General features: G+C 39.6%; 25 protein-coding genes. 17 read left to right on the forward strand and 8 right to left on the reverse strand.

The genetic code is table 11. The features are described from left to right. Positions 1 to 619: 619 nt before the first annotated feature. From MUB24_RS11780 to MUB24_RS11815, 8 genes are all read left to right on the forward strand, one after another. Entirely contained in the window at positions 620 to 1303 is a 684-nt protein-coding gene (locus MUB24_RS11780) for an ABC transporter ATP-binding protein (protein ID WP_244704238.1), read from the forward strand. Further along, positions 1300 to 3888: an ABC transporter permease gene (locus MUB24_RS11785; RefSeq protein ID WP_244704240.1), complete on the forward strand. Its 2589-nt coding sequence runs from the start codon at positions 1300 to 1302 to the stop codon at positions 3886 to 3888. Before MUB24_RS11780 ends, MUB24_RS11785 begins: the two co-directional genes overlap by 4 nt. Positions 3889 to 4185: 297 nt before the next feature. Next, positions 4186 to 4329 carry a teichoic acid D-Ala incorporation-associated protein DltX gene (dltX, locus tag MUB24_RS11790; RefSeq protein ID WP_244704242.1) on the forward strand — a complete coding sequence of 48 codons (144 nt, stop codon included), beginning with the start codon at positions 4186 to 4188 and terminating at the stop codon, positions 4327 to 4329. Between the two features lie 32 nt (positions 4330 to 4361). Beyond that, on the forward strand, positions 4362 to 5882 hold the full coding sequence (dltA, locus tag MUB24_RS11795; RefSeq protein ID WP_244704244.1) for a D-alanine--poly(phosphoribitol) ligase subunit DltA: 1521 nt from the start codon (positions 4362 to 4364) through the stop codon (positions 5880 to 5882). Beyond that, complete coding sequence (gene dltB, locus MUB24_RS11800; protein WP_244704246.1) at positions 5879 to 7045, forward strand: D-alanyl-lipoteichoic acid biosynthesis protein DltB; 1167 nt, start codon at positions 5879 to 5881, stop codon at positions 7043 to 7045. The genes dltA and dltB overlap by 4 nt, the downstream gene beginning before the upstream one ends. Positions 7046 to 7057: 12 nt before the next feature. Further along, entirely contained in the window at positions 7058 to 7294 is a 237-nt protein-coding gene (gene dltC, locus MUB24_RS11805) for a D-alanine--poly(phosphoribitol) ligase subunit 2 (protein ID WP_244704248.1), read from the forward strand. Further along, positions 7291 to 8466, forward strand: coding sequence for a D-alanyl-lipoteichoic acid biosynthesis protein DltD (dltD, locus tag MUB24_RS11810; protein WP_244704250.1), 1176 nt, complete (start codon positions 7291 to 7293; stop codon positions 8464 to 8466). Before dltC ends, dltD begins: the two co-directional genes overlap by 4 nt. 147 nt (positions 8467 to 8613) lie before the next feature. Next, a complete protein-coding gene (locus MUB24_RS11815; RefSeq protein ID WP_244704252.1) occupies positions 8614 to 9855 on the forward strand; it encodes a hypothetical protein in 1242 nt (413 codons plus the stop codon). A gap of 552 nt (positions 9856 to 10407) precedes the next feature. On the opposite strand, the gene bshB2 is transcribed toward MUB24_RS11815, so the two are convergent. The 3 genes from bshB2 to pdxK all read right to left on the reverse strand — a co-directional run bounded on the left by bshB2 (position 10408) and on the right by pdxK (position 12555). Next, complete coding sequence (gene bshB2, locus MUB24_RS11820) at positions 10408 to 11091, reverse strand: bacillithiol biosynthesis deacetylase BshB2 (RefSeq protein WP_244704254.1); 684 nt, start codon at positions 11089 to 11091, stop codon at positions 10408 to 10410. A gap of 19 nt (positions 11092 to 11110) precedes the next feature. Then, entirely contained in the window at positions 11111 to 11461 is a 351-nt protein-coding gene (locus MUB24_RS11825; RefSeq protein WP_244704256.1) for a YojF family protein, read from the reverse strand. A 272-nt stretch (positions 11462 to 11733) separates the two neighbouring features. After that, the gene (pdxK, locus tag MUB24_RS11830; RefSeq protein ID WP_244704258.1) at positions 11734 to 12555 is read right to left on the reverse strand and encodes a pyridoxine/pyridoxal/pyridoxamine kinase; all 822 of its coding nucleotides are present in this window, start codon (positions 12553 to 12555) and stop codon (positions 11734 to 11736) included. A 448-nt stretch (positions 12556 to 13003) separates the two neighbouring features. On the opposite strand from pdxK, the gene MUB24_RS11835 reads away from it, so the two are divergent. Beyond that, a complete protein-coding gene (locus MUB24_RS11835; RefSeq protein ID WP_396426742.1) occupies positions 13004 to 13789 on the forward strand; it encodes a YhfC family intramembrane metalloprotease in 786 nt (261 codons plus the stop codon). A 285-nt stretch (positions 13790 to 14074) separates the two neighbouring features. On the opposite strand, the gene MUB24_RS11840 is transcribed toward MUB24_RS11835, so the two are convergent. Continuing rightward, positions 14075 to 14398 (reverse strand): YflT domain-containing protein, encoded by a 324-nt coding sequence (locus MUB24_RS11840; protein WP_244704260.1) that lies wholly within the window; start codon positions 14396 to 14398, stop codon positions 14075 to 14077. Between the two features lie 184 nt (positions 14399 to 14582). Between MUB24_RS11840 and MUB24_RS11845 the strand changes: the two genes are divergently transcribed. Continuing rightward, on the forward strand, positions 14583 to 14867 hold the full coding sequence (locus MUB24_RS11845) for a YwdI family protein (RefSeq protein WP_244704262.1): 285 nt from the start codon (positions 14583 to 14585) through the stop codon (positions 14865 to 14867). A gap of 56 nt (positions 14868 to 14923) precedes the next feature. Beyond that, a complete protein-coding gene (locus MUB24_RS11850) occupies positions 14924 to 15295 on the forward strand; it encodes a DUF423 domain-containing protein (protein ID WP_244704264.1) in 372 nt (123 codons plus the stop codon). Positions 15296 to 15401: 106 nt separating this feature from the next. Here MUB24_RS11850 and gerQ read toward each other — a convergent pair whose 3' ends face one another. After that, positions 15402 to 15740: a spore coat protein GerQ gene (gene gerQ / locus MUB24_RS11855; RefSeq protein ID WP_244704311.1), complete on the reverse strand. Its 339-nt coding sequence runs from the start codon at positions 15738 to 15740 to the stop codon at positions 15402 to 15404. Positions 15741 to 16017: 277 nt separating this feature from the next. Next, positions 16018 to 16767 (reverse strand): hydrogen peroxide-dependent heme synthase, encoded by a 750-nt coding sequence (gene hemQ / locus MUB24_RS11860; protein WP_244704266.1) that lies wholly within the window; start codon positions 16765 to 16767, stop codon positions 16018 to 16020. 429 nt (positions 16768 to 17196) lie between these two features. Here hemQ and pta point away from each other — a divergent pair, with 429 nt between their 5' ends. Together pta and lipL are read left to right on the forward strand one after the other, a co-directional pair. Next, entirely contained in the window at positions 17197 to 18189 is a 993-nt protein-coding gene (gene pta / locus MUB24_RS11865; RefSeq protein ID WP_244704268.1) for a phosphate acetyltransferase, read from the forward strand. A 96-nt stretch (positions 18190 to 18285) separates the two neighbouring features. Continuing rightward, positions 18286 to 19125 (forward strand): octanoyl-[GcvH]:protein N-octanoyltransferase, encoded by an 840-nt coding sequence (gene lipL / locus MUB24_RS11870; protein ID WP_244704270.1) that lies wholly within the window; start codon positions 18286 to 18288, stop codon positions 19123 to 19125. 325 nt (positions 19126 to 19450) lie between these two features. On the opposite strand, the gene MUB24_RS11875 is transcribed toward lipL, so the two are convergent. Then, a complete protein-coding gene (locus MUB24_RS11875; RefSeq protein WP_244704272.1) occupies positions 19451 to 20170 on the reverse strand; it encodes an RsfA family transcriptional regulator in 720 nt (239 codons plus the stop codon). Positions 20171 to 20479: 309 nt separating this feature from the next. On the opposite strand from MUB24_RS11875, the gene MUB24_RS11880 reads away from it, so the two are divergent. Continuing rightward, on the forward strand, positions 20480 to 21781 hold the full coding sequence (locus tag MUB24_RS11880) for an HD domain-containing protein (RefSeq protein WP_244704274.1): 1302 nt from the start codon (positions 20480 to 20482) through the stop codon (positions 21779 to 21781). A gap of 42 nt (positions 21782 to 21823) precedes the next feature. Next, complete coding sequence (locus MUB24_RS11885; RefSeq protein ID WP_244704276.1) at positions 21824 to 22333, forward strand: YwgA family protein; 510 nt, start codon at positions 21824 to 21826, stop codon at positions 22331 to 22333. A 104-nt stretch (positions 22334 to 22437) separates the two neighbouring features. Here MUB24_RS11885 and MUB24_RS11890 read toward each other — a convergent pair whose 3' ends face one another. Next, entirely contained in the window at positions 22438 to 22620 is a 183-nt protein-coding gene (locus MUB24_RS11890) for a 2-hydroxymuconate tautomerase (protein ID WP_244704278.1), read from the reverse strand. A 154-nt stretch (positions 22621 to 22774) separates the two neighbouring features. Here MUB24_RS11890 and MUB24_RS11895 point away from each other — a divergent pair, with 154 nt between their 5' ends. Together MUB24_RS11895 and MUB24_RS11900 are read left to right on the forward strand one after the other, a co-directional pair. Next, on the forward strand, positions 22775 to 23437 hold the full coding sequence (locus MUB24_RS11895; protein ID WP_244704280.1) for a site-2 protease family protein: 663 nt from the start codon (positions 22775 to 22777) through the stop codon (positions 23435 to 23437). Positions 23438 to 23449: 12 nt separating this feature from the next. After that, positions 23450 to 23980 (forward strand): YwhD family protein, encoded by a 531-nt coding sequence (locus MUB24_RS11900; protein ID WP_244704281.1) that lies wholly within the window; start codon positions 23450 to 23452, stop codon positions 23978 to 23980. The last annotated feature ends 342 nt before the right edge of the window (positions 23981 to 24322 follow it).

Consider the following 24322-nt stretch of genomic DNA (forward strand, 5'->3'; position numbering starts at 1 on the left):
GGCGTGTTTTATGAGCCCAAAATCATGTCAAAGCAGGAAAAATGGTCGCATAGGGGTGTTTTATGAGCCCAAAACGATGACAAATAGAAAAAATGGTCGCATAGGGGTGTTTTATGAGCCCAAAATCATGTCAAAGCAAGAAAAATGGTCGCATAGGGGTGTTTTATAAGCCCAAAATCATGTCAAAGTAAGAAAAATGGTCGGATAGGCGTGTTTTATGAGCCCAAAATTATGGCAAATAGGAAAAATGGTCTCATAGGGGTGTTTTATAAGCCCAAAATCATGTCAAAGCAAGAAAAATGGTCGCATAGGCGTGTTTTATGAGCCCAAAACGATGACAAATAGAAAAAATGGTCTCATAATAGGCATGTTTTATGAACCCAAAATCATGTCAAAGTAAGAAAAGCGGTCACAAAGGCTTGTGCACTGGCTCGAAGTCTGTGCCCACTGGGTCGAACTTCAGCTCAAACGGCTCAAAAGCAACACTCAATAGCTCGAATAATGCAGTTCACATTCATAGAAAGCTTCCAAAAGTGACTAGATTGTCACTTAATAGTCACCTGGGAGTCATTTTAGATAGATAGACTGAACGTAATTAAAAGATAATGGAGGTTTCTCAATGGAAATTTTAAAAATTGTGCATCTGTCTAAAGTGTACGGAAAAGGGGAAACGGCAGTTAAGGCACTAGACGATGTTTCCTTCTCTATCAATAAAGGAGAATTTGTTGCGATCATTGGCCCATCGGGTTCTGGAAAATCCACCCTGCTCCATTTACTAGGTGGGGTGGATCGGCCTTCAAGTGGAAAGGTATTTGTCGACAACACCGATATTTATGATCTAAATGAAACACAATTGGCGATTTTTAGGCGTCGGCAAATCGGGCTTATCTATCAGTTTTATAATCTAATTCCAGTGCTTACCGTAGAAGAAAATATTACCTTGCCTCTTTTACTCGATGGCCATAAAGTGGATAAAAAACAATTTGATGATGTCGTCAAAAGATTAGGGTTGGAAGGGCGTTTAAACCATTTACCAAATCAGCTTTCGGGTGGACAACAACAGAGGGTTTCCATCGGGAGAGCCTTGATTTGTAATCCAGCCTTAATGCTTGCGGATGAACCTACAGGGAACTTAGATAGTAAGAATAGTAGTGAGATCATCGATTTGTTGAAAATGTTTAACAAAACGTATAACCAAACATTGGTTATTATTACTCATGATGAGCGGATTGCCCTTCAAGCAGATCGAGTGATTGCGATTGAGGATGGCGGTATCACCAAAGACGAGGTGGTTCGTCCATGAATATTATGAATAAGCTGACGATCAGGCAATTAAAACAAAACAAAAGGCGTACCCTTGTCACGATTATTGGTGTGATCATTTCTGTCGCGATGTTGACAGCAGTCGCGACTATTGCGGTTTCTTTTATGGATTTAGTGAAGAGGCAGACGATTGCAGACAGCGGGGAATGGCATGTCATTTACCATGATGTCAATCAAAACCAAATCGACGCCATCAAGAAAGATGATAATACGAAAAAAGTGATACTGTCGAAGGATCTTGGTTATGCCTTTTTAAAAGACAGCAAAAATGAATCGAAGCCTTATTTATTTGTGAAAGAATATAATAAACAGGGATTTGAACAATTTCCGATTGAATTAAGTTCGGGACGATTCCCACAAGCGGCGAATGAGGTTGTCATTTCCGATGAAATGAAAGAAGATGCCAAGGTTGACTATAAAATTGGTGATATTCTAAAGCTGGATATAGGTCAGCGCATAGCGAATGATGAGGAAATTGATGAGCCGCTTGATCAATCCTATTCCTTAATGATGGGTGAAAAAGGCCAGTTGGAGGAGGAATTGAAAGGGACGGAAACACGAGAATTTACCGTAGTAGGCACAATTAAACGTCCCACATGGGAATCTCCCTGGGCACCGGGCTATACCATTATTTCCTATCTTGATGCAGAGAAGGAGAACGGGATCAATGCGTCCGTCGTATTAAAGAAACTGAAAAATTCGATCTTCACTGATACGGAAAAATTTGCTAAAAAAAATAACATTTCTGCCGAGGCTTATGATTTTAACTATGAATTGCTTCGTTATTCGGGTGTAATTAAAAGCGAAGGTATGCGTACGACACTCTACTCATTATCCGCGATTATCATGGTCATTATTATCGTGGGCTCGGTTTCCTTAATTTATAATGCCTTTGCGATCTCAGTATCCGAACGATCGCGGCATTTAGGGATGCTTTCCAGTGTTGGCGCAACTAGGCAACAGAAAAGGAATTCCGTCTTTTTTGAAGGAGCGGTGATTGGGCTTATTAGTATCCCAATTGGCATCCTTGCAGGGCTTGCGGGTATGGGGATTACCTTTATGTTCATCAATAAGATCATTCAAGGGGCACTTGGCGTAAGTGAAAAATTGGAGGTAACGGTTACGCTCGGTTCCATCCTTGTTGCGATCCTCGTTTCCATTCTAACCATTTTTATTTCTACTTATATCCCGGCAAGAAGAGCCTCTCGTATTTCTGCCATTGATGCGATTCGTCAAACAATGGATGTCAAATTAACGGGCAAAGCGGTCAAAACATCAAAACTCGTTCGAAAACTCTTCGGGATTGAGGCAGAAATTGGCTTAAAAAATTTAAAACGAAATAAACGAAGATACCAAGCCACCGTTTTTTCACTAGTAATAAGTATAATTCTCTTTCTATCCGTTTCGTTTTTTACTGACAGCCTGAAAAAATCCGTGGGGCTTTCGCAAGAGGGAGTTAATTATGACATGATGATTGAGCTTGGGCATGAAGGGGATGACCAGCTTGTTCAATCTATATTATCTATGGACGAAGTGATGGACTACAACATGATGACGGCGAGCGGCAGTTTATTTTCCTGGGTAGAGAAAGAGGCAACAGCAGACCCACTTAAGAAGGATGAAATCTATCAAGAAGATTTTAAAGATGATAAATACCCCTATTATGTTGGCTTATATGCCCTGGAGGATGAAAGTTTAAAAGCGTATGCCAAAGAAATAGGCGCCGATTACAATCAACTTAAAAATGAATTATCAGCGATCGTCATAGACACGATTCAATATGAAGATGATAAAGCGGGGAAATATGTGGAAACAAAGGCCATTCATACAAAGGTTGGTAAGAAAATCGATCTTTACTCTAAAGATTGGGAAACAGAGAAAGAAACGTTTTTGGATAAAGTCACAGTTGCAGCGTTAACAGATCAACTTCCAATGGGAGTTCATCAGAGCAGCCTTGGTCAGGTGAATCTGATTGTGTCCAAATCGACTTTAACCCAGTTAGGTGAAGGTGCTTTGGAAGAGACAGACAATCCTCCCTATTTGTATCTAACTAGTAAAGACCCTGTCAAAACCCAGAAAAAGATTGAGGAAATAGAAGAAGTGAAGCATTATATCGTAAATGACTATCAAAGTAGACAAGAGGAACAACAACTAGTGATGTTATTATCCGTCTTTACGTATGGTTTTATTGTATTGATCACAGCCATTTCAATTGCCAATATCTTGAACACGATTTCGACAAGCATATCCCTTAGGAAGCGAGAATTTGCGATGCTCAAATCAATGGGGATGACCCCAAAAGGGTTTAATAAAATGGTTAATTATGAAAGTATTTTTTATGGAATAAAAGCTTTACTGTATGGACTGCCGATTAGCGTTGCGCTGATGTTCTTGATGCACAGGGCCTTGGAAAACAGCTTTAGCTTTGCCTTTGCCTTGCCGTGGCTAAGCCTATTGTATGTTGTGGTGGCTGTTTTTCTAATCGTCGGCATTTCAATGCTGTATTCTAGCGCGAAAGTGAAAAAAGAAAATATTGTCGATGCTCTGAAGCAGGAGAATATTTGATAGATGATCCTTTTGTCACGCAAACCATGCTATTATAAGAAATAATCGGGGAGTGGTGGAACACCGGGGCGTGATTGATTTTATGCCAATTGGTAAAAAGCCTGATTTTCCCCGTATTAGTAGGACTAAAATAGTAAGATTGTGACGAAAAAATGAAACTTTTTCTATTTAATAAACGTCTATCAATTACTTCTATATTAGAGTTAGATTGAAACTTTAAAAAAGCGAGGAACTTAATTAAATCGTAGTACTGTATGGTAGTGAAATTCCCCTATTTTGATAAAGGAGTGTTTTTGAATGTCAGTACCTAAGTTTTTTAAAAATGATGTCGTAAGAGACAGCGGTAAAACGTTATATTATTTGGCAATTTTGATATTGCTTGTATTGATTTATGGATTCCATGATATGAGTGCTGGTCCTTTTATCTATAGGGAATTTTAAAAACAGAGTAGAAAGAGAAGAGATGAAACGAAATGAAATTACTTCAAGCTATTAAGCAATTTGCTGTTAATGATCCCGGCAGAATCGCTTTTTTGAACTCCGGCACGACACTGACGTATGGTGAATTATGGGATCGTTCGGACCAGCTGGCGGCATATTTTTTAAAGCAAACGAGGCGGCCGCAATCTCCGATTCTTGTATATGGGCATATGGGACCGGAAATGATTGTTTCATTTTTGGGGAGCGTGAAATCAGGTCATCCTTACATTCCAGTAGATGTATCCATTCCAGTTGTAAGAATAAATAAAATCATTGAAAGTGCAAAGCCCGAATTTTTTATCGCTACTGAAGAGATGGAGGATGACGGGTTTCTGAAGTACCCGATCGAAATCTTACAATCAACTGCACTAGAGGAAATTCTACTAGGTTCGGTGCAACAGCCACCGGCGGAAGCATGGGTTAAAGGTGATGAAAACTTTTATATAATATACACCTCCGGAAGTACAGGCAATCCAAAAGGTGTGCAAATATCAATGAATAACCTCCAGAGTTTTGTTGATTGGATATTAAAAGATTTTTCCATCAATGGGCAACAGAACTTCCTGAATCAGGCTCCATTTTCATTCGATTTGTCAGTAATGGATCTTTATCCTGCCCTATGCTCTGGCGGGACGCTTTTTTCCATTACGAAAGACATGATTGCTAATCCAAAGACCCTGTTTGCAGAACTTGAGGCATCGGATGTAAACGTTTGGACATCAACGCCATCGTTTGCACAGATGTGCTTAATGGAACCCAACTTTAAACTAGAATTACTGCCTAATCTGGAAACTTTTCTATTCTGCGGGGAAATACTCCCTGTTAAGCTGGCAAAGCAGCTAATGGACCGTTTTCCAAGGGCGCGGATATTTAATTTGTATGGACCAACTGAGGCTACAGTAGCTGTGACCAAGCTTGAGGTTACGAAGGAAGTGCTGGATAGTCACAGCGTATTGCCGATAGGGTACTGCAAAGACGATACAGAACTTCTTGTGATCAATGAAAATGGAAAACCGGCAGTGGATGGTGAAAAGGGGGAACTGGTCATCATCGGCCCAAGTGTCAGTAAGGGATACTTAGGTGAACCACTGCTAACGGAAAAATCTTTTTCGATAAATAACGGTCAAAGAAGTTATCGAACTGGTGATGCTGGTTATCGAAAAGATGGTGTTTTCTATTATTCGGGCAGACTTGATTTTCAGGTCAAGGTTCATGGATATCGTATGGAGATGGAAGAAATTGAATATAACATCACAATATCCCCATACGTAAAAACATGTGTCGTTGAACCGGTCTATTGTGATGGAAAAATAGACTTCCTGAATGCTTATGTTGTGCCAAATAACCATTCATTTGAAAAGGAATATCAGTTGACAAGTGCAATTCGAAAAGAACTTTCTCAACAACTTCCGGCTTATATGATCCCTAGAAAGTTCACTTACTTGGATCGATTGCCTATGACAGCGAACGGGAAAGTCAATCGTAAAAAACTGGCAGCAGGAGTATTGATATGACACCTTATGAAACGTTTTATTTTTTCTTTATAGTTGGTCTTCTGCTGATTCCAAGTATTATATTAGGTTTACAAGGGAAACCTTCCCGTAAATACAATATGTTTGTAACAATTATCATGTTGGCAATCATATTCGGGAATAGTTTAATAGGGTCATTGTCTTTGATTGTTTTTACAATTTGGCAAATCACTTTGATCAATAGCTATATGAAATATCGTAAACAAGCAAATAGTACGCTCATATTTTGTTTATGTGTGCTGTTGTCAATCCTGCCTTTAATTTTAGTCAAAGTACTTCCATTCTTGGAACTGGGTAACTTCTTTGGATTTTTGGGTATCTCTTATCTCACCTTTAAAGCAGTTCAAATGATTATGGAAACAAGGGATGGATTGGTAAAGGAAAATATTCCACTAGGAGATCTTCTCTATTTTCTTTTATTCTTTCCGACCATTTCCTCAGGACCGATTGATCGATGGAGAAGGTTTGAGAAAAATAACTTGACCCCCCCAACCAAAGAAGAATACAGATGGTACTTACATGAAGGAATCGACAAGATTTTCAAGGGGTTTCTTTACAAGTTTATTATTGCTTACTTGATTCATCACTATATCATGATGGAGTGGATGTCATCATCGTATTTTAATACTCGTCCCATTTTGTATTATTTTGTGGATATGTACTCATATAGTATGTATTTGTTCTTTGATTTTGCGGGATATAGCGCTTTTGCGATTGGCATCAGTTATATTATGGGCATCAAGACGCCCGAGAACTTTAATTTGCCTTTCATCAGCAGAAATATCAAAGACTTCTGGAATAGATGGCATATGACGCTTTCGTTCTGGTTTCGTGATTATATCTATATGCGATTTGCCTTATGGATGACAAAGAAAAAGTGGATTAAAAATCGTTATACGATTTCAAATATCGGTTATATCCTTTTATTCTTCATTATGGGTGTTTGGCATGGGCCGGTACCGCATTATATAGTATACGGTTTGTATCACGCTTTTTTGATTGTAAGTTTCGACTATATTGATCGTTGGAATAAAAAAAGGAAAATTTATCCTAAAAATACATTTACGCATGTGATTGGGGTTATTCTTACCTTCAATTTTGTTTGTTTTGGTTTTTATATTTTTTCTGGACACTTATTTTATTAGAGGAGAATATATATGATAAAAAAACAAGAAGTATTTGAATTGATAGCAGAAGTTTGTCAGGATGATGTCGCAGTAGAAAATCCGGATATTGATCTTTTTAAAACAGGATTACTAGATTCTTTTGGAACAATTTCCCTGTTAGCGGAAATCGAAGGACGCTTTGATATCAATATCCCTATCACCGAATTTACACGGGAAGAGTGGAATACACCAAATCAGATTGCGATGAAATTAGCTGAACGTGGATGAAAAAATATTCATTTTACCCGCTATTTATAGCGGTAGGATTGTTTTTGGTGTTTCTATTTTTGCCGAAAAGCTGGCTGGAAAATGCCATTTCGGACCATAAAGCAAAACTTGCTGCAACTGAGTTAAACCCACTAATGTTCCAAGGTGACTATATGCAACGTAAAATACTTTCTGATCCAACATATTTTCCTATCTATGGATCATCGGAACTGTCACGGTTTGATCCATTCCATCCGTCAAACTATTTCGCGGCCAATCAAGAGGGATTTACCCCCTTTTTGTATGGGCGTGGCGGAACGCAATCATTGATACAATTTATGAATTTGGCTGCACATGCAGATCAGCTGAAAGGGAAGAAAATGGTAATCATCCTTTCCCCGCAATGGTTTCATAAAGAAGGAATTGGTGAAGGGCACTTTTCATCAAACTATTCCATGCTTCAGGGATATGGATTAGCTTTCAATCATACGATTAAACCTGAGCTGAAAAAGGAAGCGATTCGCAGGCTGCTCCAATTTGATGTCATAAAAAGAGATACAGTCCTGACAGCACTATATAGGGATGAAATTGCACCATCTAAATATAATCATTTGAAAGCTGAAGCTGTAAGGCCAATTGCGTTAATGAAAAAAAAGTTACTGGAGAAAAAAGATAGGTATTATACATTGCTTGGCGGAAAGCAACGACACCGTCATGATAATCCAGATTTGGTTAAAGATAAATCTTGGGCTCAATTGGAACATGAAGCTGAAAAATATGCCAAGAAACGGGCAAATAATAATCCTTATCTTATCGATAATAGATATTATAAAAGAAAAATTGCTCCAATGGAAAAAAAATTGAGAAACTATAAAAAGGATACGTCTTTTGTGGAATCCGTGGAATATAATGATTTCCAAATGCTTTTAGACCTACTGAAAGATGCGAAGGCTGAGCCACTATTCATTTCCATCCCTGTGAACGGAAGATGGTATGATTATACCGGTTTTCCAAAAGGAGACCGCAATCAATATTACAAAAAAATCAAAAGGCAAGTGGAAACGGCAGGATTTCCGATTGCTGATTTTTCGGATCATGAATACGATCCATACTTTACTAAGGATACCATGCATATCGCATGGAAGGGCTGGGTTTATCTGGATAAAGAAATGGAAAAATATTGGAAACAATAGAGATTTGCAGATACTGAGGTTATGTAGGCTAAAATCGAATGAATACCGAAATTGGAGAACAAAATGATTCCAACAAGTTCAAAGCTTTCGTCATCTGTACAGTTTTTCATTGCACGAATAAGCTGTTATAAGAATAGGAGTGAAAATATGAGTGGAATCATTCAGTCATGGGTGGAAAAATTGGAAAAAGAGTGGGATCTAGCAGATTTTGAATTGAATAATCCAACTATTCGTAGAGAAGTTTCTCCTATTCAAACAACAGAATATAGACTTGAAATGGAATGGTTTCCGCCCGGCACGGCGATGAAAGATGACTTAAATCCTCCGGGAACTGTGTTTGTAGAGGTGAATCTGAATCTTGGTCTTTTAACAAGTTTTATCGTCGTGCAAAATGAAGATCGTCGAAAAAATCCATCTCATCTACTTAGTGCTAGATTAGAAGATGTTGTAGCTTGGATCAAGGAAAATACGGGCCTCCAATCTGAGGTTGATTTCCAACTAAAACGGGAGGAGCATGAAGGGGATGGCTATGAGTATTTCTTTTCATCCATTTTAAATGGAAAAAAGGTTTCTCCTGAAGGCTATATGGAAGTGAAGGTGAATAGTGAAGGGGCAATTGTTTTTTTTACAATGTATGGCTTTTTTCCAAAACTTTATCCCGAAATCTCCGTTGAAACCTCAAGAGAACGAACTCTAGAAAACGTGGAAAGATTTAAGAATCAGCAAGTTGTCCTATTTGGAACCTTAGAGGAAGGCGGTTATCAACTCCTCTATGGGGTGGAGGAAGCTTTTCTTGGTGTTGTGGAGGATACAATGATTTTAGAATGGCGTGAAGAGGAGGCGATTCAAGAGGTACCTAGATCTGAAAATCATCTAGGTGTACTTTGGGAAAACTTTAGAAAATCCCAAATTGTCACTGAGGAAGAAATGAATGCGCCCATTTCACATCCTGACGCCTTACCGATTTCCCTGGATGAAAAAAGAGGGTTTTTAAAGCGAATAACAGATTATATGAGAGCGCACCGTCCAAATGAAAGTGGTAGATGGAAGGTGGAAAAGTTTGAACGGCGGTATGGATTGTTGGAGGCAAATGTGGTCCCCGTGTCCTTTCTCGATCGAGTCCTCGACAAATTCAAATTTATTTATGATTCGAAGGAGAATATGATCGTCGAGGTATTAGATAAACGCGAATTGTTTCATGAAAAAATGGAGTTTCCTGTACCCCAGCCAAAGATTACCAAAGAGGAAGCGATCGCTATTCTCAATAAAGATATCGTTTTTGAACCCTACTATGTTTATGATACAGTGGAACAGGTGTTGAAGCCAACACAAATGATTGATTGCCATGTTTTTGTAGATGCACTTACAGGAGAAAGAGTTTTTGAATAAAAATTTGCTATTGGCAAAATTGCCTCAGATCATAGTTGGCAGCGGCTTATAATCTAATAGACTCGTAGAAATGCTAATTGGATACGTCGAAGCTCATGGGCCCCAGCCCGACCGCTAATAAAACCTTACACCGGCTATAAGAAGCCTCAAACATAGCAGTTCCCGAAAAATTCCAATAAAAAAACCGGTGGGATCACCGGTTTTTTTACAGGATAGGAAAGTATAAATTTTGGCTAATGTTGGATCTAGCTCCAGCGCCCAGCGACTAGCAAACTTTCGGTGCCTGCTTGCGTAAGTCAACATCGATTCACCCTTCGGGTTCATCGTGTTTCCTTTATCTCGTCAGGCCCCTAAAAAGTTTGTACGTCGCTAAACGGGCGCTTGCGCTTTTCTTACGGGATAGGAAAGTATAAAAATTGGCTAATGTTTGGATCTAGCTCCAGGCGCCATCGGCTCGAGGTCAAATAACCTGAGACAATAAAAGTCAAGACCGCACTTTTCTTGTCTCAGAACATTTGCTTGTCGCCGATAGGCGGGCGCCTTGCGCTTTTCTTATAAAACTTTATCGTTTTCCCAATCATACGTCCAAAAACGCTCTGTCGTAAACTGCTTAGGTAATCCTGTTTTTTCTTCTGCCATTTTCTTTTCTAAATCTGCGAGCATCCATACAGTTTGTGAAAGATGGGCTTTTAAAGCTCCTAACTTTTGTTCTGAAACGGCACTGACATCATGTTTGATGTCTGGTGAACCAATTTCGGCTTCATGGTTTTTAGCAAAAGCCACACAGTGTAGTTTCGGGCGGTTTTCTTTTGGGAGTCTGCGCACAGCACGGACGACAGCACGAGCTGTTGCTTCATGATCAGGATGGACGGAATAGCCAGGGTAAAAGGATATAATTAAAGAAGGCTGTAATTCTTCAATCAAGCCAAAGACGAGATTGGTAAGCTCTTCATCCTTAATAAATTCCAATGTTTTATCCCGATAGCCCATCATCCGTAAATCAGTGAGCCCGATTGCCTTAGCAGAAGCTTGTAATTCCTTTTTACGAATCTCTGGAAGGGATTCTCTAGTCGCAAAAGGAGGATTACCTAGATTTCTCCCCATTTCTCCAAGTGTAAGGCAAGCATAGGTGACTGGTGTTCCATTTTGAATATGACTAGCCATAGTTCCGGAAACCCCGAAGGCTTCGTCATCAGGATGCGGGAAAACAACTAAAACATGACGTTCTTTTTCCATGGATAGCAACTCCTTTCCTTTATGATTGAAATGGCTTTTTACTGACTTCTAAGGCAACGGCTAGCTTGCCATCATTCCCATGACCGGCAAGGAGCAATCTTCCTTCTTTATCCAATTCAAAATGGGTAAGACCTTCTGCGTAAATCCAGCCGATCGCTAGTTTTAACCCAACGCGATAGGGGCCATCTCCGACAATTTTTCCGTATTCATAACAAACCTCTGCATTGCGAATATAGGCTCCTGCCGAAAAAAAGGTCTCATCGTTGTGGGAAGCATAAGCTCCATTCGTTGTCTCTAAATGTATGTAAACTTGTTCAGTGGCAAAAGTATTAATCAATTGTTGGACATCATCGATACAAATCTTTTCCATAAGATACCCCTCCTTCCTACACTATTATTTTACTAAAAAGGGATTCAAATTACGAAAAATAAGTTTTAAATGGATTTAGGTTAAAGTGTATGTTCAAAAAGGAGGATAAAAAGGACCAAGAAGTTCGAGGCGGCGCAGCTTTGAGCAGATAGAGAAAAATTGAGTATCAAAAGAGATAATCTCCTTTAAAATGACGCCCCATTTGCCACGGACGCTACTTATAAACCTCACTTGAAAGGCCCAAAGGGAAAGATTCTCTCCGGGCTATCTCCTTATTTCTTTGCATTTTCTTCAAATAAATAATAGGCTCCGTGCATGACAGGCCCCACGTATTCGTTGAGCTTCCAGCCATGTTGGATGGCGGCTGTCACAAAGTCTTTGGAAGTAGCCACCGCTTCCTTAACAGACTTTCCTCTTGCCAAGTTTGCTGTAATGGCAGCAGCAAAGGTACAACCCGCTCCATGATTATAAGTGGTTTCTAGTTTGTCCGATTCAAGTAAAGTGAATTCGTGACCATCATAGAAAAGGTCGATCGCTTTATCATGGGCAATCGCTTTTCCACCTTTTACAACCACATTTTTTGCTCCTAATTCATGGATTTTAACAGCTGCCTCTTTCATTCCTTCAATCGTCTTAACAGGGCCGGTTTTGGCTAATTGTCCGGCTTCAAAAAGATTTGGTGTGACGATTAAAGCACGCGGTACAAGGAGTTCACGCATGGCTTCCGTATTTTCTGGCTGCAATACTTCATCCTCTCCCTTACAAACCATGACAGGATCTATCACAACATTTTTCAATTTATGTTCATCCAGTTTCCGGGCACCAAGTTCAATGATTTCAACTGAACCTAGCATGCCTGTTTTCATCGCATCGACACCAACAGATAGAATCGTGTTTAATTGTTTTTCCACTGTATCAACATCAATCGGATAGACGTCATGACTCCAACCATTTTCAGGGTCCATCGTTACAATGGAAGTTAAGGCGTTCATTCCATAGACACCATATTCTTGAAATGTCTTTAAATCAGCTTGGATTCCAGCACCACCACTTGAATCTGAACCAGCAAGCGTTAAAACTTTTTTCATTGACATCGGTCATTCCTCCTAGCTTGGACATGATGTTTTCTCTTTAGGATATAACAATTAAATTGAAAATAAAAGTCATAACAACTTACCTGGCCTTTCTGGCTATTATTAGGAGTTTTTCCGCATAAATGATAAAATTCATAAAGAAGTGCGAAAAATAAAATTTCATTCCCATGTTATTTAGGTTTTTTTAGGAGGAAGAAAGTGAAAACCATCATTTTTCGTCTGGATTCGAGGTAGGAGGAAATCCTTTTTTGGTATCTGTGTTGGTTGAAGGAAAAAGGGTCGTCTTTTTTCAGGATGGACGCGCTCTTATTCATAGAACCAATCATATAGATCAAGCTCGGAAAATTTACTATTCCTTAATTGGATGAAACTTTCATACCTTTCATCCGTATGGAATAGAGATGAAACCAAAAATAGATTTAAGTGTCCATAAAGGAGATGGTAAATATTGGTTTCTAGCTCTATGTTTGTCGCGCTAGTCGCATCCCTTTTATTTGCAATCGGATTACCGATTGCATTAGTCATTATTTTTAAAAAGAAATTTGGCATTTCGTTATATGTGCTCTTAATAGGGATGGCCACCTTTTTGGTTTTTGCGTTATTATTAGAGAATATTCCCCATACTTATTTTCTAGCGGGAAATGCAACAACAAGTGAATGGTTAAAGAACAATCCTTGGCTGTATATGCTTTATGGGGGCTTAATGGCCGGACTTTTTGAGGAAACGGGACGTTTTATCATGATGAAATATGTCCTGAAAAAGTATCGCGACTGGAAAGATGGTCTTTCCTTCGGGTTAGGGCATGGTGGTTTTGAAGCTGTCGTTTTGGTCGGGATATCGAGTATTGGTACCCTTGTCATGGCCATTATGATTAATAACGGTTCTTTTGATTCTATATTGTCTGTAGACCCATCGCTCCAAATTGTGAAAGATCAGCTAACGGGTAGTGCGGCTCTTGTATGGCTGGGAGGAATTGAAAGAATCAGCGCGATTGCCATTCAACTCGGATTATCGATCCTTGTAATGTATGGTGTGAAGAATAGGAAGATTATCTTCTATTTTCTCGCTATTCTTATTCATGCGATCATTGATTTTCCCCCAGCCCTTTATCAAACTGGCATGATTGAAAACATCTTTGTTGTTGAAATTATTATTGCCATCATTGCCGTCATAGCGATTGTTTGGATTGTGAAATCAAGAAGGTTATTTAAGGAATCAGGACCTGAAGTATAGGTTGTAAGAGAAAATACCCCATTCGAAAAAATGGGGTATTTTTAAAAAGGTAAGAAAGCATAAAAATTGGCTAATGTTTGGATCTAGCCCCAGCGCCTAGCCCCTCGAGGTCAAATAACCTGAGCCAATAAAAGTCAAAACCGGACTTTTCTTGTCTCAGAACATTTGCTTGTCGGGGGCCCGCAGGATGCGGGTCAGGACGGCGTTGCGACAGGACGTCGCGTCTTTAGCCGTTCTTCCCTATTCCAAGGCGCTTGCGCTTTTCTTAACTTTTCAAATATTTTCCTAGTGTTGCTGAGCAACAATGACAACTTGCCCCTTATCTAAGATGCTTTCATATTTTTCGGCTTCTTGCGGTGTTAAGCCCACTGATTCAAATTTTGATCGAAGCTCGTCTCCTTTTTTACGGAAGACATTTTTTACAGAATCGATAACCCCTTCTTCTTGAAGTCCGACTGTTTCCACTTCAGTCGCATCTGCTAAGTCTTCTGTTCGCTCATCATCATGGGTAAATAAATAGATATCATCATGAGAGAAGCCTTGAGCAGTTAATTGATTAATAATGTTATTTGCTTGTACACCATTTTCACATACTTCAATTCGATTCATTGAAATCATCCTCCTTGAGAATAATGATTAGCACATTATATATATTACCGATTTTTAATGTTTCAAACATTCTCTTACAGAGCGTGTTCATTAAATTATCATATTGTTTATCTGGATTATGACTTCAATCTTTGCATTTTTTGCTTATAATAATTAAGCTTATGAAGTATAAGGAGTGATCACGATGGCGATTTCATTCGAAGTATTACTAGGGAAAATCGAAGAAGAAATAAATAAAGCAAAACAAACGAAGGACACATCCGTTCGTAATGCGCATTTGTATACGGTCAAAACATTAGCGGAGCTTGGAATAGGGGCCGATACGTTTACTCAGCAAATTGAAAAAAAGGGAGGGGACTATACAACGAATTTTCTCAACCCATCCACCTCAAAACCCATCTCTGTTCATCAATCTGCTCCCCTCCAAACCGAAGATGGCGCAAATGGTGCATCCATCTTTGACTTTTGAAAAACAGTGGAGGGCAAAATAAAGAAATATAAAAAAGACAAAGGAAGTGCGTTCAAATGAAACTCTTTGTTATATTAGGTGCCTTAAATGCCTTTTTAGCCGTTGCGTTAGGGGCTTTTGGTGCGCATGGATTAGAAGGGAAGTTAGAACCAAAATATTTAGAAGTCTGGAAAACAGGCGTTCAATATGAAATGTTTCATGCGCTAGGATTGATTGCTATCGGTATTTTGTCGGGGAAATTCCCTGCCTCCTCTCTTTTATCGTGGTCAGGCTGGGCCATGTTTATTGGGATTATTCTCTTTTCCGGGAGCTTATATGTTCTAAGTACTTCAGGCATCAAAATTCTCGGGGCGGTTACACCGTTTGGTGGGGTGGCTTTTCTTCTCTCGTGGATTTTATTGATCATATTTGCAGTAAAGCATGTGTAAAAGATGCGTAAATCTTCAAAAACAGATTCCACAAAAATGCACTGGAAACATATTTGTTTTCCCAGTGCACGTTAGATTCGTCCGTTTTTTTTAGCATGAAAATCACCTAACGGGGCGGTGCAGAGGCAAGCGGTCCCGCTCCAAAAGGATATTCATACTCAACAGGTTCGTTGAATGTGACATAATCAACATAGACCATGGGGATTAAATTTCTCTTTCCCGTCTCTGGATCGCTCAAAATCACATGATCTCTTCCAGCGGCTTCAATAATGCCCGTAAAAATCATGGCGTTCCATTCTCGATTGTTCTCGAATGTTGCGTGAACTTCCACAAGCTTCCCCTTGTTTAATCGTAATATATTTTCAATATAAGATTGCTCAATTGGAAGCATACCTGGAACATTGACACCGCCTTTTGCACCTGCAGTTGGACTGGACATTTGCATAGGCTGGGGCTGGTACAGATTTGGGTTTTGCCCTTGAGGGGCCATTGGCATTTGTTGCATTGGATAGTAAGGATAATAGCCAGAACTTGGTTGGTAAGGATTCGAATTTGCCAAAAATTTTCACTCCTTATAAAATAGGTTGACCATAAAGACTGGTACTCTTACATTTGTATGTCCGCTCAAAGGAAGATATACCTATTTTGGAGTGTCTTTTTGCATGGGAGCTAGAGCAGTCCCAGCTCCTCATTCTTCCCTATTCATTAGTCGCTGAAGTGAATTATATATGTAAAAATCTAGGTATGTCATGGTCCTCTATCAGGTTTCCGACAAAGAAAGAGCCGAATTCCCCATAGCGAGCACTTACTTCATCAAACCGCATTTCGTATACAATTTTCTTAAATTGAAGGGCATCATCAGAGAAAAGAGTGACCCCCCATTCATAATCGTCAAGACCAGCAGAACCACAAATAAGCTGTTTAATTTTTCCGGCATATTTCCGACCAATTAATCCGTGACTGCGCATAAGTTCCTTTCTTTCATCCATCGAAAGCATATACCAATTATCATTTCCTTCGCGGCGCTTATCCATTGGATAGAAGCAAGCATGTTTCGTTTTCGGCAATATCGGATATAGACGGCTACGGACATAAGGATTTTGGTAAGGATCTTCATCGGACTCCCCAGCAAGATAGTTACTTAATTCTACGACAGAAACGTAGGAATAAGTAGGAATCGTAAATTCCGCTACGGTTAATTTATTAAACTCATTTTCAATTTCGTTCAATTCCTCTAATGTTGGACGTAATATCATCAACATAAAATCAGCTTTATGCCCGACGATCGAATAAAGAGTGTGGCTTCCTTCCTTTTTATCCTGCACACTGTTCAATTTATCAATGAATTGCTGTAGCTCATGAATGGCGGCTTGCCGCGCATCACTTGAGAGTAACTTCCATGAAGCCCAATCTATTTTTCTAAAATCCTGAAGGGTATACCAACCATCTAATGTAAGGACTGCTTCACTCATATGATCAACTCCTATATTTCCTTTTATCAAGCTATATATTCAAACTATATCATAGTTTCTCCAACTCTTCATTTCCCAATCATAAATGTTGAAAAAACGACAAGAATATACATATCATTATGTGTTTTTAGATGAAAAGGTATATGCTAGAGGAGGCCAACAGGAAGTCGATCACAAAGGCGTTGCAACGTACAGGACGTGCTAGTGCAGGCGAAGCGACAGGAAGTCGTTGCCCTGAGCCTGCCAACAGGATGTTGCGATTTTAGCCTTTGATCGGGCCGACAGGAAGTCGGTCACAAAGGCGTTGCGACGCACAGGACGTGCTAGTGCAGGCGAAGCGACAGGACGTCGCTGCTCTGAGCCTGCCAACAGGATGTTGCGATTTTAGCCTTTGATCATCATTATTATTACAATAGGAGGTCACTTTTAATGGCTCGATCAAACAATGATTTATTTGCAGAGTTAAAACTAAAAGTGCAAGGATGGAATCGAAAAATTGTCTTTCCGGAGGCGTTAGATGCCCGGGTTCTTGCTGCTGCAGGCCGGCTTGCAGCAGAGGAAGTCGCCACTCCTGTCTTAATAGGAGATATGAATGAAATTCAAGATAAGGCAAATGAACTAAAGGTTTCTGTAGATCGTATGGAAATATATGATCCAAAGAATTATATTGACAAGGATCAAATGATTGCTGCCTTTGTGGAACGCAGAAAAGGAAAGGCGACAGAAGCAGATGCACAGCAATTATTATTGGATGAAAATTATTTTGGGACGATGTTGGTATATATGGGAATGGCGGATGGGTTGGTAAGTGGTGCCGCCCATTCGACGGCAGACACGGTAAGACCAGCTTTGCAAATTATTAAAATGAAGCCAGGTCTCAGTAAAACCTCTGGGGTATTTATTATGGTGAGGGATGAGGAAAAATATGTGTTTGCTGATTGTGCCATTAACATCGCTCCTGATCCGCAAGATTTAGCTGAAATTGCCGTAGAAAGTGCAAGAACAGCTAGGATATTTGATATTGATCCACGTGTCGCTATGCTTAGTTTCTCTACAAAAGGTTCGGCTGTTTCAGAAGAGACCAAAAAAGTAGCAGACGCTTTACAATTGGCGAAAGAACTGGACCCAGAACTTGTGATAGATGGTGAAATGCAATTTGATGCAGCGATAATTCCTTCTGTTGCGAAGAAAAAGGCTCCAGACTCGCCCTTGCAGGGAGATGCATCAGTCTTTATTTTCCCAAGTCTAGAAGCAGGCAATATCGGCTACAAAATCGCCCAACGTCTTGGCGGTTTTGAGGCAGTTGGTCCTATTTTGCAAGGGTTGAATTCACCAGTAAATGATCTATCCCGTGGATGCAGTGAAGAGGATGTCTATCATTTAGCACTTGTGACCGCGATCCAATCGATGGGGAACAAGTAGCAGAGGATATTCAAAAAAAGGCCGGTAAAAATGGTACTTCGAATTTATTGGTCCTTTTTACCCTCCTTTTAAACACGCACTAGTAGGAGAAAAAGAATGTCAGAATTATTAAAGCAAACAGAATGGCGATTCATTGATCAATCTGGGATTAATCCGCATTTCCATGCACTCCAATCATTTGCAATCGATGATACATTATGTAGGTCAGTGGGGGGCCGTTATTCTCCGCCGACCGTTCGTGCTTGGGTTCACTCCCCCACTTTAGTCTTAGGCATTCAAGATACGAAACTTCCCGATTTGCAAGCTGGACTTCATTTTTTAAGAGAAAAAGGTTATGAAGGTCTTGTTCGTAATTCTGGTGGCCTGGCCGTAGCATTAGATGAGGGGGTTTTAAATCTTTCCTTGATTTTCCCCGATACGGAAAAAGGGATTGATATTAACAGAGGTTATGACGCGATGTGGGACTTAATCCAGCGAATGTTCGCTGATTTTGATTGTGAAATTAAAGCAGGGGAAATTGCAGGTTCCTATTGTCCTGGAAGCTATGATCTCAGCATCGATGGGAGAAAGTTCGCTGGTATTTCCCAACGTCGAATTCGGAAAGCGGTAGCCGTGCAAATCTATCTTTGTGTAACTGGAAGTGGGCAAGCACGAGCCGAATTAGTGAAAGAGTTTTACGAGCATGCTCAATATCAGGAATCTTTAAAATTTATTTTTCCGGAAATCCAAACGAAAGTGATGGCTTCTTTATCAGAATTACTAGGTGTAGCATTTTCCATCCAAGCTGTTATGCAAAGATTTCTTCAGGTTATGAAGGAAAAGTGTGACACATTATCTGTGAGCCAGCTTCGTGACACAGAATTGGACTGGTTCCATGAGTATTACGAACGAATGATGGAAAGAAACGATAAAATATTGACATATAGAGAGCCGTGACAGGGGGAGGTCACGGCCTTTCTATGTCCAGGAGTCAGATTAGCTTAAAAAGTTTGTACGCTGCTACACAGTCGCCTGCGCTTTTCTTTGTCCAGCTTCGGCTTCTAGCGGCTCGCAGTAAATAACCTTCCTCCGGCAAAGTCTTTTGACTTTCCCTCCAGAAGAACATTTTCTGTCGCCGCTGAACAGTCGCCTACGCTTTTCTTTGTCCAGCTTCGGCTTCTAGCGGCTCGCAGTAAATAACCTTCCTCCGGCAAAGTCTTTTGACTTTCCCTCCAGAAGAACATTTTCTGTCGCCGCTAAACAGTCGCCTACGCTTTTCTTGTTATTCAGCCAATTTTTCTAAGTTGCCATTTCGGTCCATTTTAAAGGAAGTAGGAGGGGTCTCCTCTTCATCAAATAAAACCAGTTTTCGAGCCCTATTCAAAATTTTCATTAAAGTTTCGTAATCCTCTTGCATGGTAACAGAGTTATCTTCCAGCTTTGCAACCTGCTTCTGTAAAGACTTATTTTCCGACTCTACATCATGTAGTTGTCTCTTTAATCTTTCATTCTCTCTTTGCAAAATTTCTACCTGGATATCTGAATTTTGCAAAGTTTGAAGATAGGAAATTACTTTTTCCATGTTCATATCACTAGACGGGAGCGCTGCTGGTGCTGGTAAAAGATTTCCCGAAAAAGTGGTAGACTCCGATTCAATCGCTTCTCCGTTAAGCAATTCGAAGGCTTCATCCATTTCCATATCAGCTTCATCAAGCAGAGTAATCGGTGGCTGATAAAGTAATTTCTTTTTGCCGCCTTGCTCTTTTCCCATCATTCGATGGCGTTGCTTGCGTTGTTTTTTTGCTAAATCTAATGCCTTCTCATATTGATGGCGAACGACAGCATTCCATCTAAAACCACATGCGGCTGAAGTCCGATTTAATTTGTCCCCAACTTCCTCAAAAGCATTTAATTGTGTGCTTCCTTCCCGAACGTGGCGTAATACTGTTTCTGCTAACAATAAATCATTTTCTTCTGTCCATGCATCTTGTCTCGTTTTCATCTCATCATCTCCTATTTTTTTCTCCCAGGGAAAGATCACTTGATCGTGATCTTTCCTCTTTTTTAAGCATTTGCTAGTTGAAGAAAGTTATGATTTACTAGAGGTCTACTATATTATGTCTCGAAAGCTCTCTTGTTATTCTTCTTTTCTTTCTGATAGGACAAATGCTTAATCTTTTGATTAGTCCTATCATGGACAATTCAAACCTTTTTTATACCAAAATAAAAAAAATACTAGGAAATCCTTGCTTTATAAAAATAATCAAAGCCGATATAATAAAAATATGATAGATAGGAAGAGGGCTAATCAATGGATCATGCCAATGCAAAATTAAGTGAAGAAAAAGTTTTTAAAGACCCTGTTCATCGATATATCCATGTTCAAGATCAGATTATTTGGGATTTGATTGGAACGAAGGAATTTCAACGCTTGCGGAGGATCAAGCAATTGGGGACCACGTATTTAACCTTTCATGGGGCTGAACATAGCCGTTTTAGCCATTCTTTAGGTGTATATGAAATCGTCAGGAGAATTGTCGATGATGTCTTTCAAGGACGGCCGGAATGGAACGAGGATGAAAGGCTTCTTGCTTTATGTGCGGCCCTTTTGCATGATCTTGGTCATGGACCATTCTCTCATTCGTTTGAAAAGGTGTATCATACAGATCATGAACAGTTCACGAAACAAATCATCTTGGGAGATACAGAAGTCCATTCTGTTTTACATAAAGTGGGTGCTGATTTCCCACAAAAAGTAGCGGATGTCATTGGAAAAACCTATCCAGATAAACTTGTCATTAGTTTAATTTCCAGTCAAATTGATGCGGATCGTATGGATTATTTACAACGGGATGCCTATTTCACAGGTGTAAGTTACGGGCATTTTGATATGGAACGAATCTTGCGTGTAATGAGGCCCAGAGAAGATCAGGTTGTCTTTAAATCAACAGGAATGCATGCTGTAGAGGATTATATTATGAGCCGCTACCAAATGTATTGGCAAGTCTATTTCCATCCTGTTACTCGAAGTGCAGAGGTCATCTTGACCAAAATATTACAACGAGCGAAAGTTTTATACCAAGATTCCTATCATTTCAAATATTATCCTACACATTTTATTTCCTTATTTGAAGAGAAGGTCAGTTTGACGGATTATTTAAAACTAGATGAACCGGTAATTCTTTATTATTTTCAAATGTGGGAAGAAGAAGAGGACGCTATTTTGCGAAAACTGTGTACTCGATTTATGAATCGGAATCTATTCAAATATGTAGAATTTGATCCGTCTAAGCAATATAAACTACTTGGACGGCTAGAGGAGCTTTTTAAGGAAGCAGAGATTGACCCTAATTATTATTTGGCTGTTGATTCTTCATCAGATTTGCCCTATGATTTTTATCGGCCCGGTGAAGAGGAGGAGCGTCTTCCGATTCATTTATTCATGCCTAACACGGAATTACATGAATTATCAAGGGAATCTGCCATTGTTGAAGCGATTTCCGGCAAACGACGGACGGATCATAAATTGTATTATCCACAGGATTTGCTTTTAGACCAATCAAAACATCAAAAGACGAAAGAGCAAATTTTGTCCATCTTAGAGAAGCACTAGGCAGTATAAATTGAAAATAAAGCAGGAGTTGAATCGTTTGCCATGTTAAATGATCATCAAAGATTAATGAATATATTTGCTTTATCAGGGGAAGTAACGGGACGAAAAAAACTGCAAAAAATGGTCTTTATTGCAAAGAAATTGGGCTTCCCCTTTCAGGAGAAATTTGAATTTCATTTTTATGGACCTTACTCTGAGGAATTGAGTTTACGTGTAGAGGAATTATGCAATTTTGGTTTTTTGAGTGAAACGAAAGAAGATAAAGGTGGATATTCCCAATATAAATATCAAATGACGGAAAACGGTAGAGAGTTTTTAGAGGAATATCCTACCGAGATCCCCCATTTAAAAGAATGTTTAACCAATATGAATGAACAAAACGCCCGCTTTCTTGAACTAGTTTCAACGGTGCTCTATTTTGAACAGCAATCAAGGGAGGAAGTGGAAGTGAAAATTCAGACGTTAAAGCCGAAGCAAGGTTATACGAAAGAGGAAATTGAGGAAGCTTATCAGTATATAGAAAGATTGAGGAAATTGAAGGCATCTGGTTAATAGAGGGTGGATAAGGATGAACAAGGATAAACGTTTTGAACCACATTCTGTGGGCCTAAAGACAGCAGGATCGCACTAATGCAGACTGCTGTCTTTATTACAAGTTAGTCACTTAAGCGTTTGCCGCCAACAGCATAATGATTTTTGCTCATTTCTTCAATGAAAACAACAATTTTTTCTTTAGGAGCTCCAGACGTTTCACTTACTGCGTGTGTGACCTTCTCTACGAGGGCTTTTTTCTGTTCTTCTGTTCGTCCTTCTAGCATTTTTACGGTAACATACGGCATACCGATCACCTCTCCATTAAGATATGTACAGATAAAAGTTTATTCCTTTTGGTGGCTTGAATCAAGATTAGGAACAGATTGTATGAGGTTTATCGAGAATTTTTGTATAATAGGGTTCAAGTATTGCATTCTTACATAAAAAGGAGTTAAATCTGTGGAGTTTCTTGAACGTTTTTTGCGTTTCCCATTAGAACAATTACCGTTGATTATAGTGGTTTTATTAATAGCGTTTACCGTACATGAATTTGCCCATGCCTTTACAGCCTATAAATTAGGAGATACAACGGCAAAAGATCAAGGCAGATTGACTTTGAATCCGATTCAGCATCTTGATCCACTTGGAACCTTATTCATTCTAATTGTTGGTTTTGGCTGGGCTCGTCCTGTACCTGTCAATCGGTACCACTTTAAAAATCCCCGTGTAGGGGGAATATTTGTTTCGTTAATGGGACCGATTAGTAATCTGATTCTTGCTTTTATCGGAGCAGGTATCTTTAACATATTTGTTATGACAGGGGTTGCTGGATCTCTCCATCCGCTCGTCACCCAATTTTTTAATTTATTTGTCTATTTTAATGTCTTGTTATTTGTGTTTAATTTATTACCGCTCCCGCCGCTGGATGGGTATCGAATTTTAGAAGATTTATTACCAAATAAGAATAGGGCACGGATGACCCAATATGAATCATTTGGTGCATTGATTTTCTTAGTGTTGGTCATTACACCATTAGGGCACTATACGATTTATCCCATTATTAATACGGCAGTTCCTTTTGTTATTCAAAGTATCCAAAGAATATTCTCGATATTTTTATAGGAGGTATGCGTTATGGAACAAAATAAGCGCAAGGTCGAATTTAATATTTTAAAAAATGATCCGGTTGATGGGCATAAGGGATATGGTGTTGGTTCTCTTAGCCTAGAAAACGTCACTCCTTTATTGATAGATGTGGCCGAGAAGGAAGTTTGGATCGATCCGCAAGTGATGCATGCGCGTAGTAAAACAGAGCGTGGGGTAAGATATGTTAAATCTCTCGATGAATTGCTTTCTCAATATCCTGAAGAAGATACGAAAAAATACTGGGTGATCTGGGTGGTATTAGACCGTAACCCTGAGGGTCCCTATTATTCAGGGATCGCTGCCTGTGAATTATATATTAACAGACCAGCACGTAGAGGATATAAATCAATGCCACAGCATGTCAATTACATGGATAAAGCGATAAAGGGTCATATTATCGTGGATCATATGGATCAGGCTTGTAAAACAAAGCTTGGGGAATTTTTAAAACAATATGACGAAGAGATCTGGAAACGATCTAGTGAAGAATTTCAAAAGGCCTTTATGAACAATTTATGACATTTATGATCGATCATGAATCTTTTTCTTGCCGATTTCTTCAAAAATAAGTAAACTAACATATAGTTTGCACAGCAAACTAGGACAAAACAGAAAAGCGGAAGGTGGCTGCTTAGGAGCGACAAGCAAATGTTCCTGAACCTAGGAAGGGCGGTCTTCCCTTCCAAGGTTCAGGGTTATTTAGCGGAACATCGGCTAAGAACGCGACGTCAATCGCCACGCCGATGGACTCGCGTCCTGCGAGCCTCTCGCTCCTGCCACCTGTAGCTGGACAAAGAAAAGCGGAGGCGCCTAGCAGGCGCTTATGCAAAGTAAAAACCTCAAGGCCGCACACCTTGAGGT

This window comes from Lederbergia sp. NSJ-179, from assembly GCF_022867885.1.
In the GTDB taxonomy this organism is placed as follows: domain Bacteria; phylum Bacillota; class Bacilli; order Bacillales; family Bacillaceae_C; genus Lederbergia.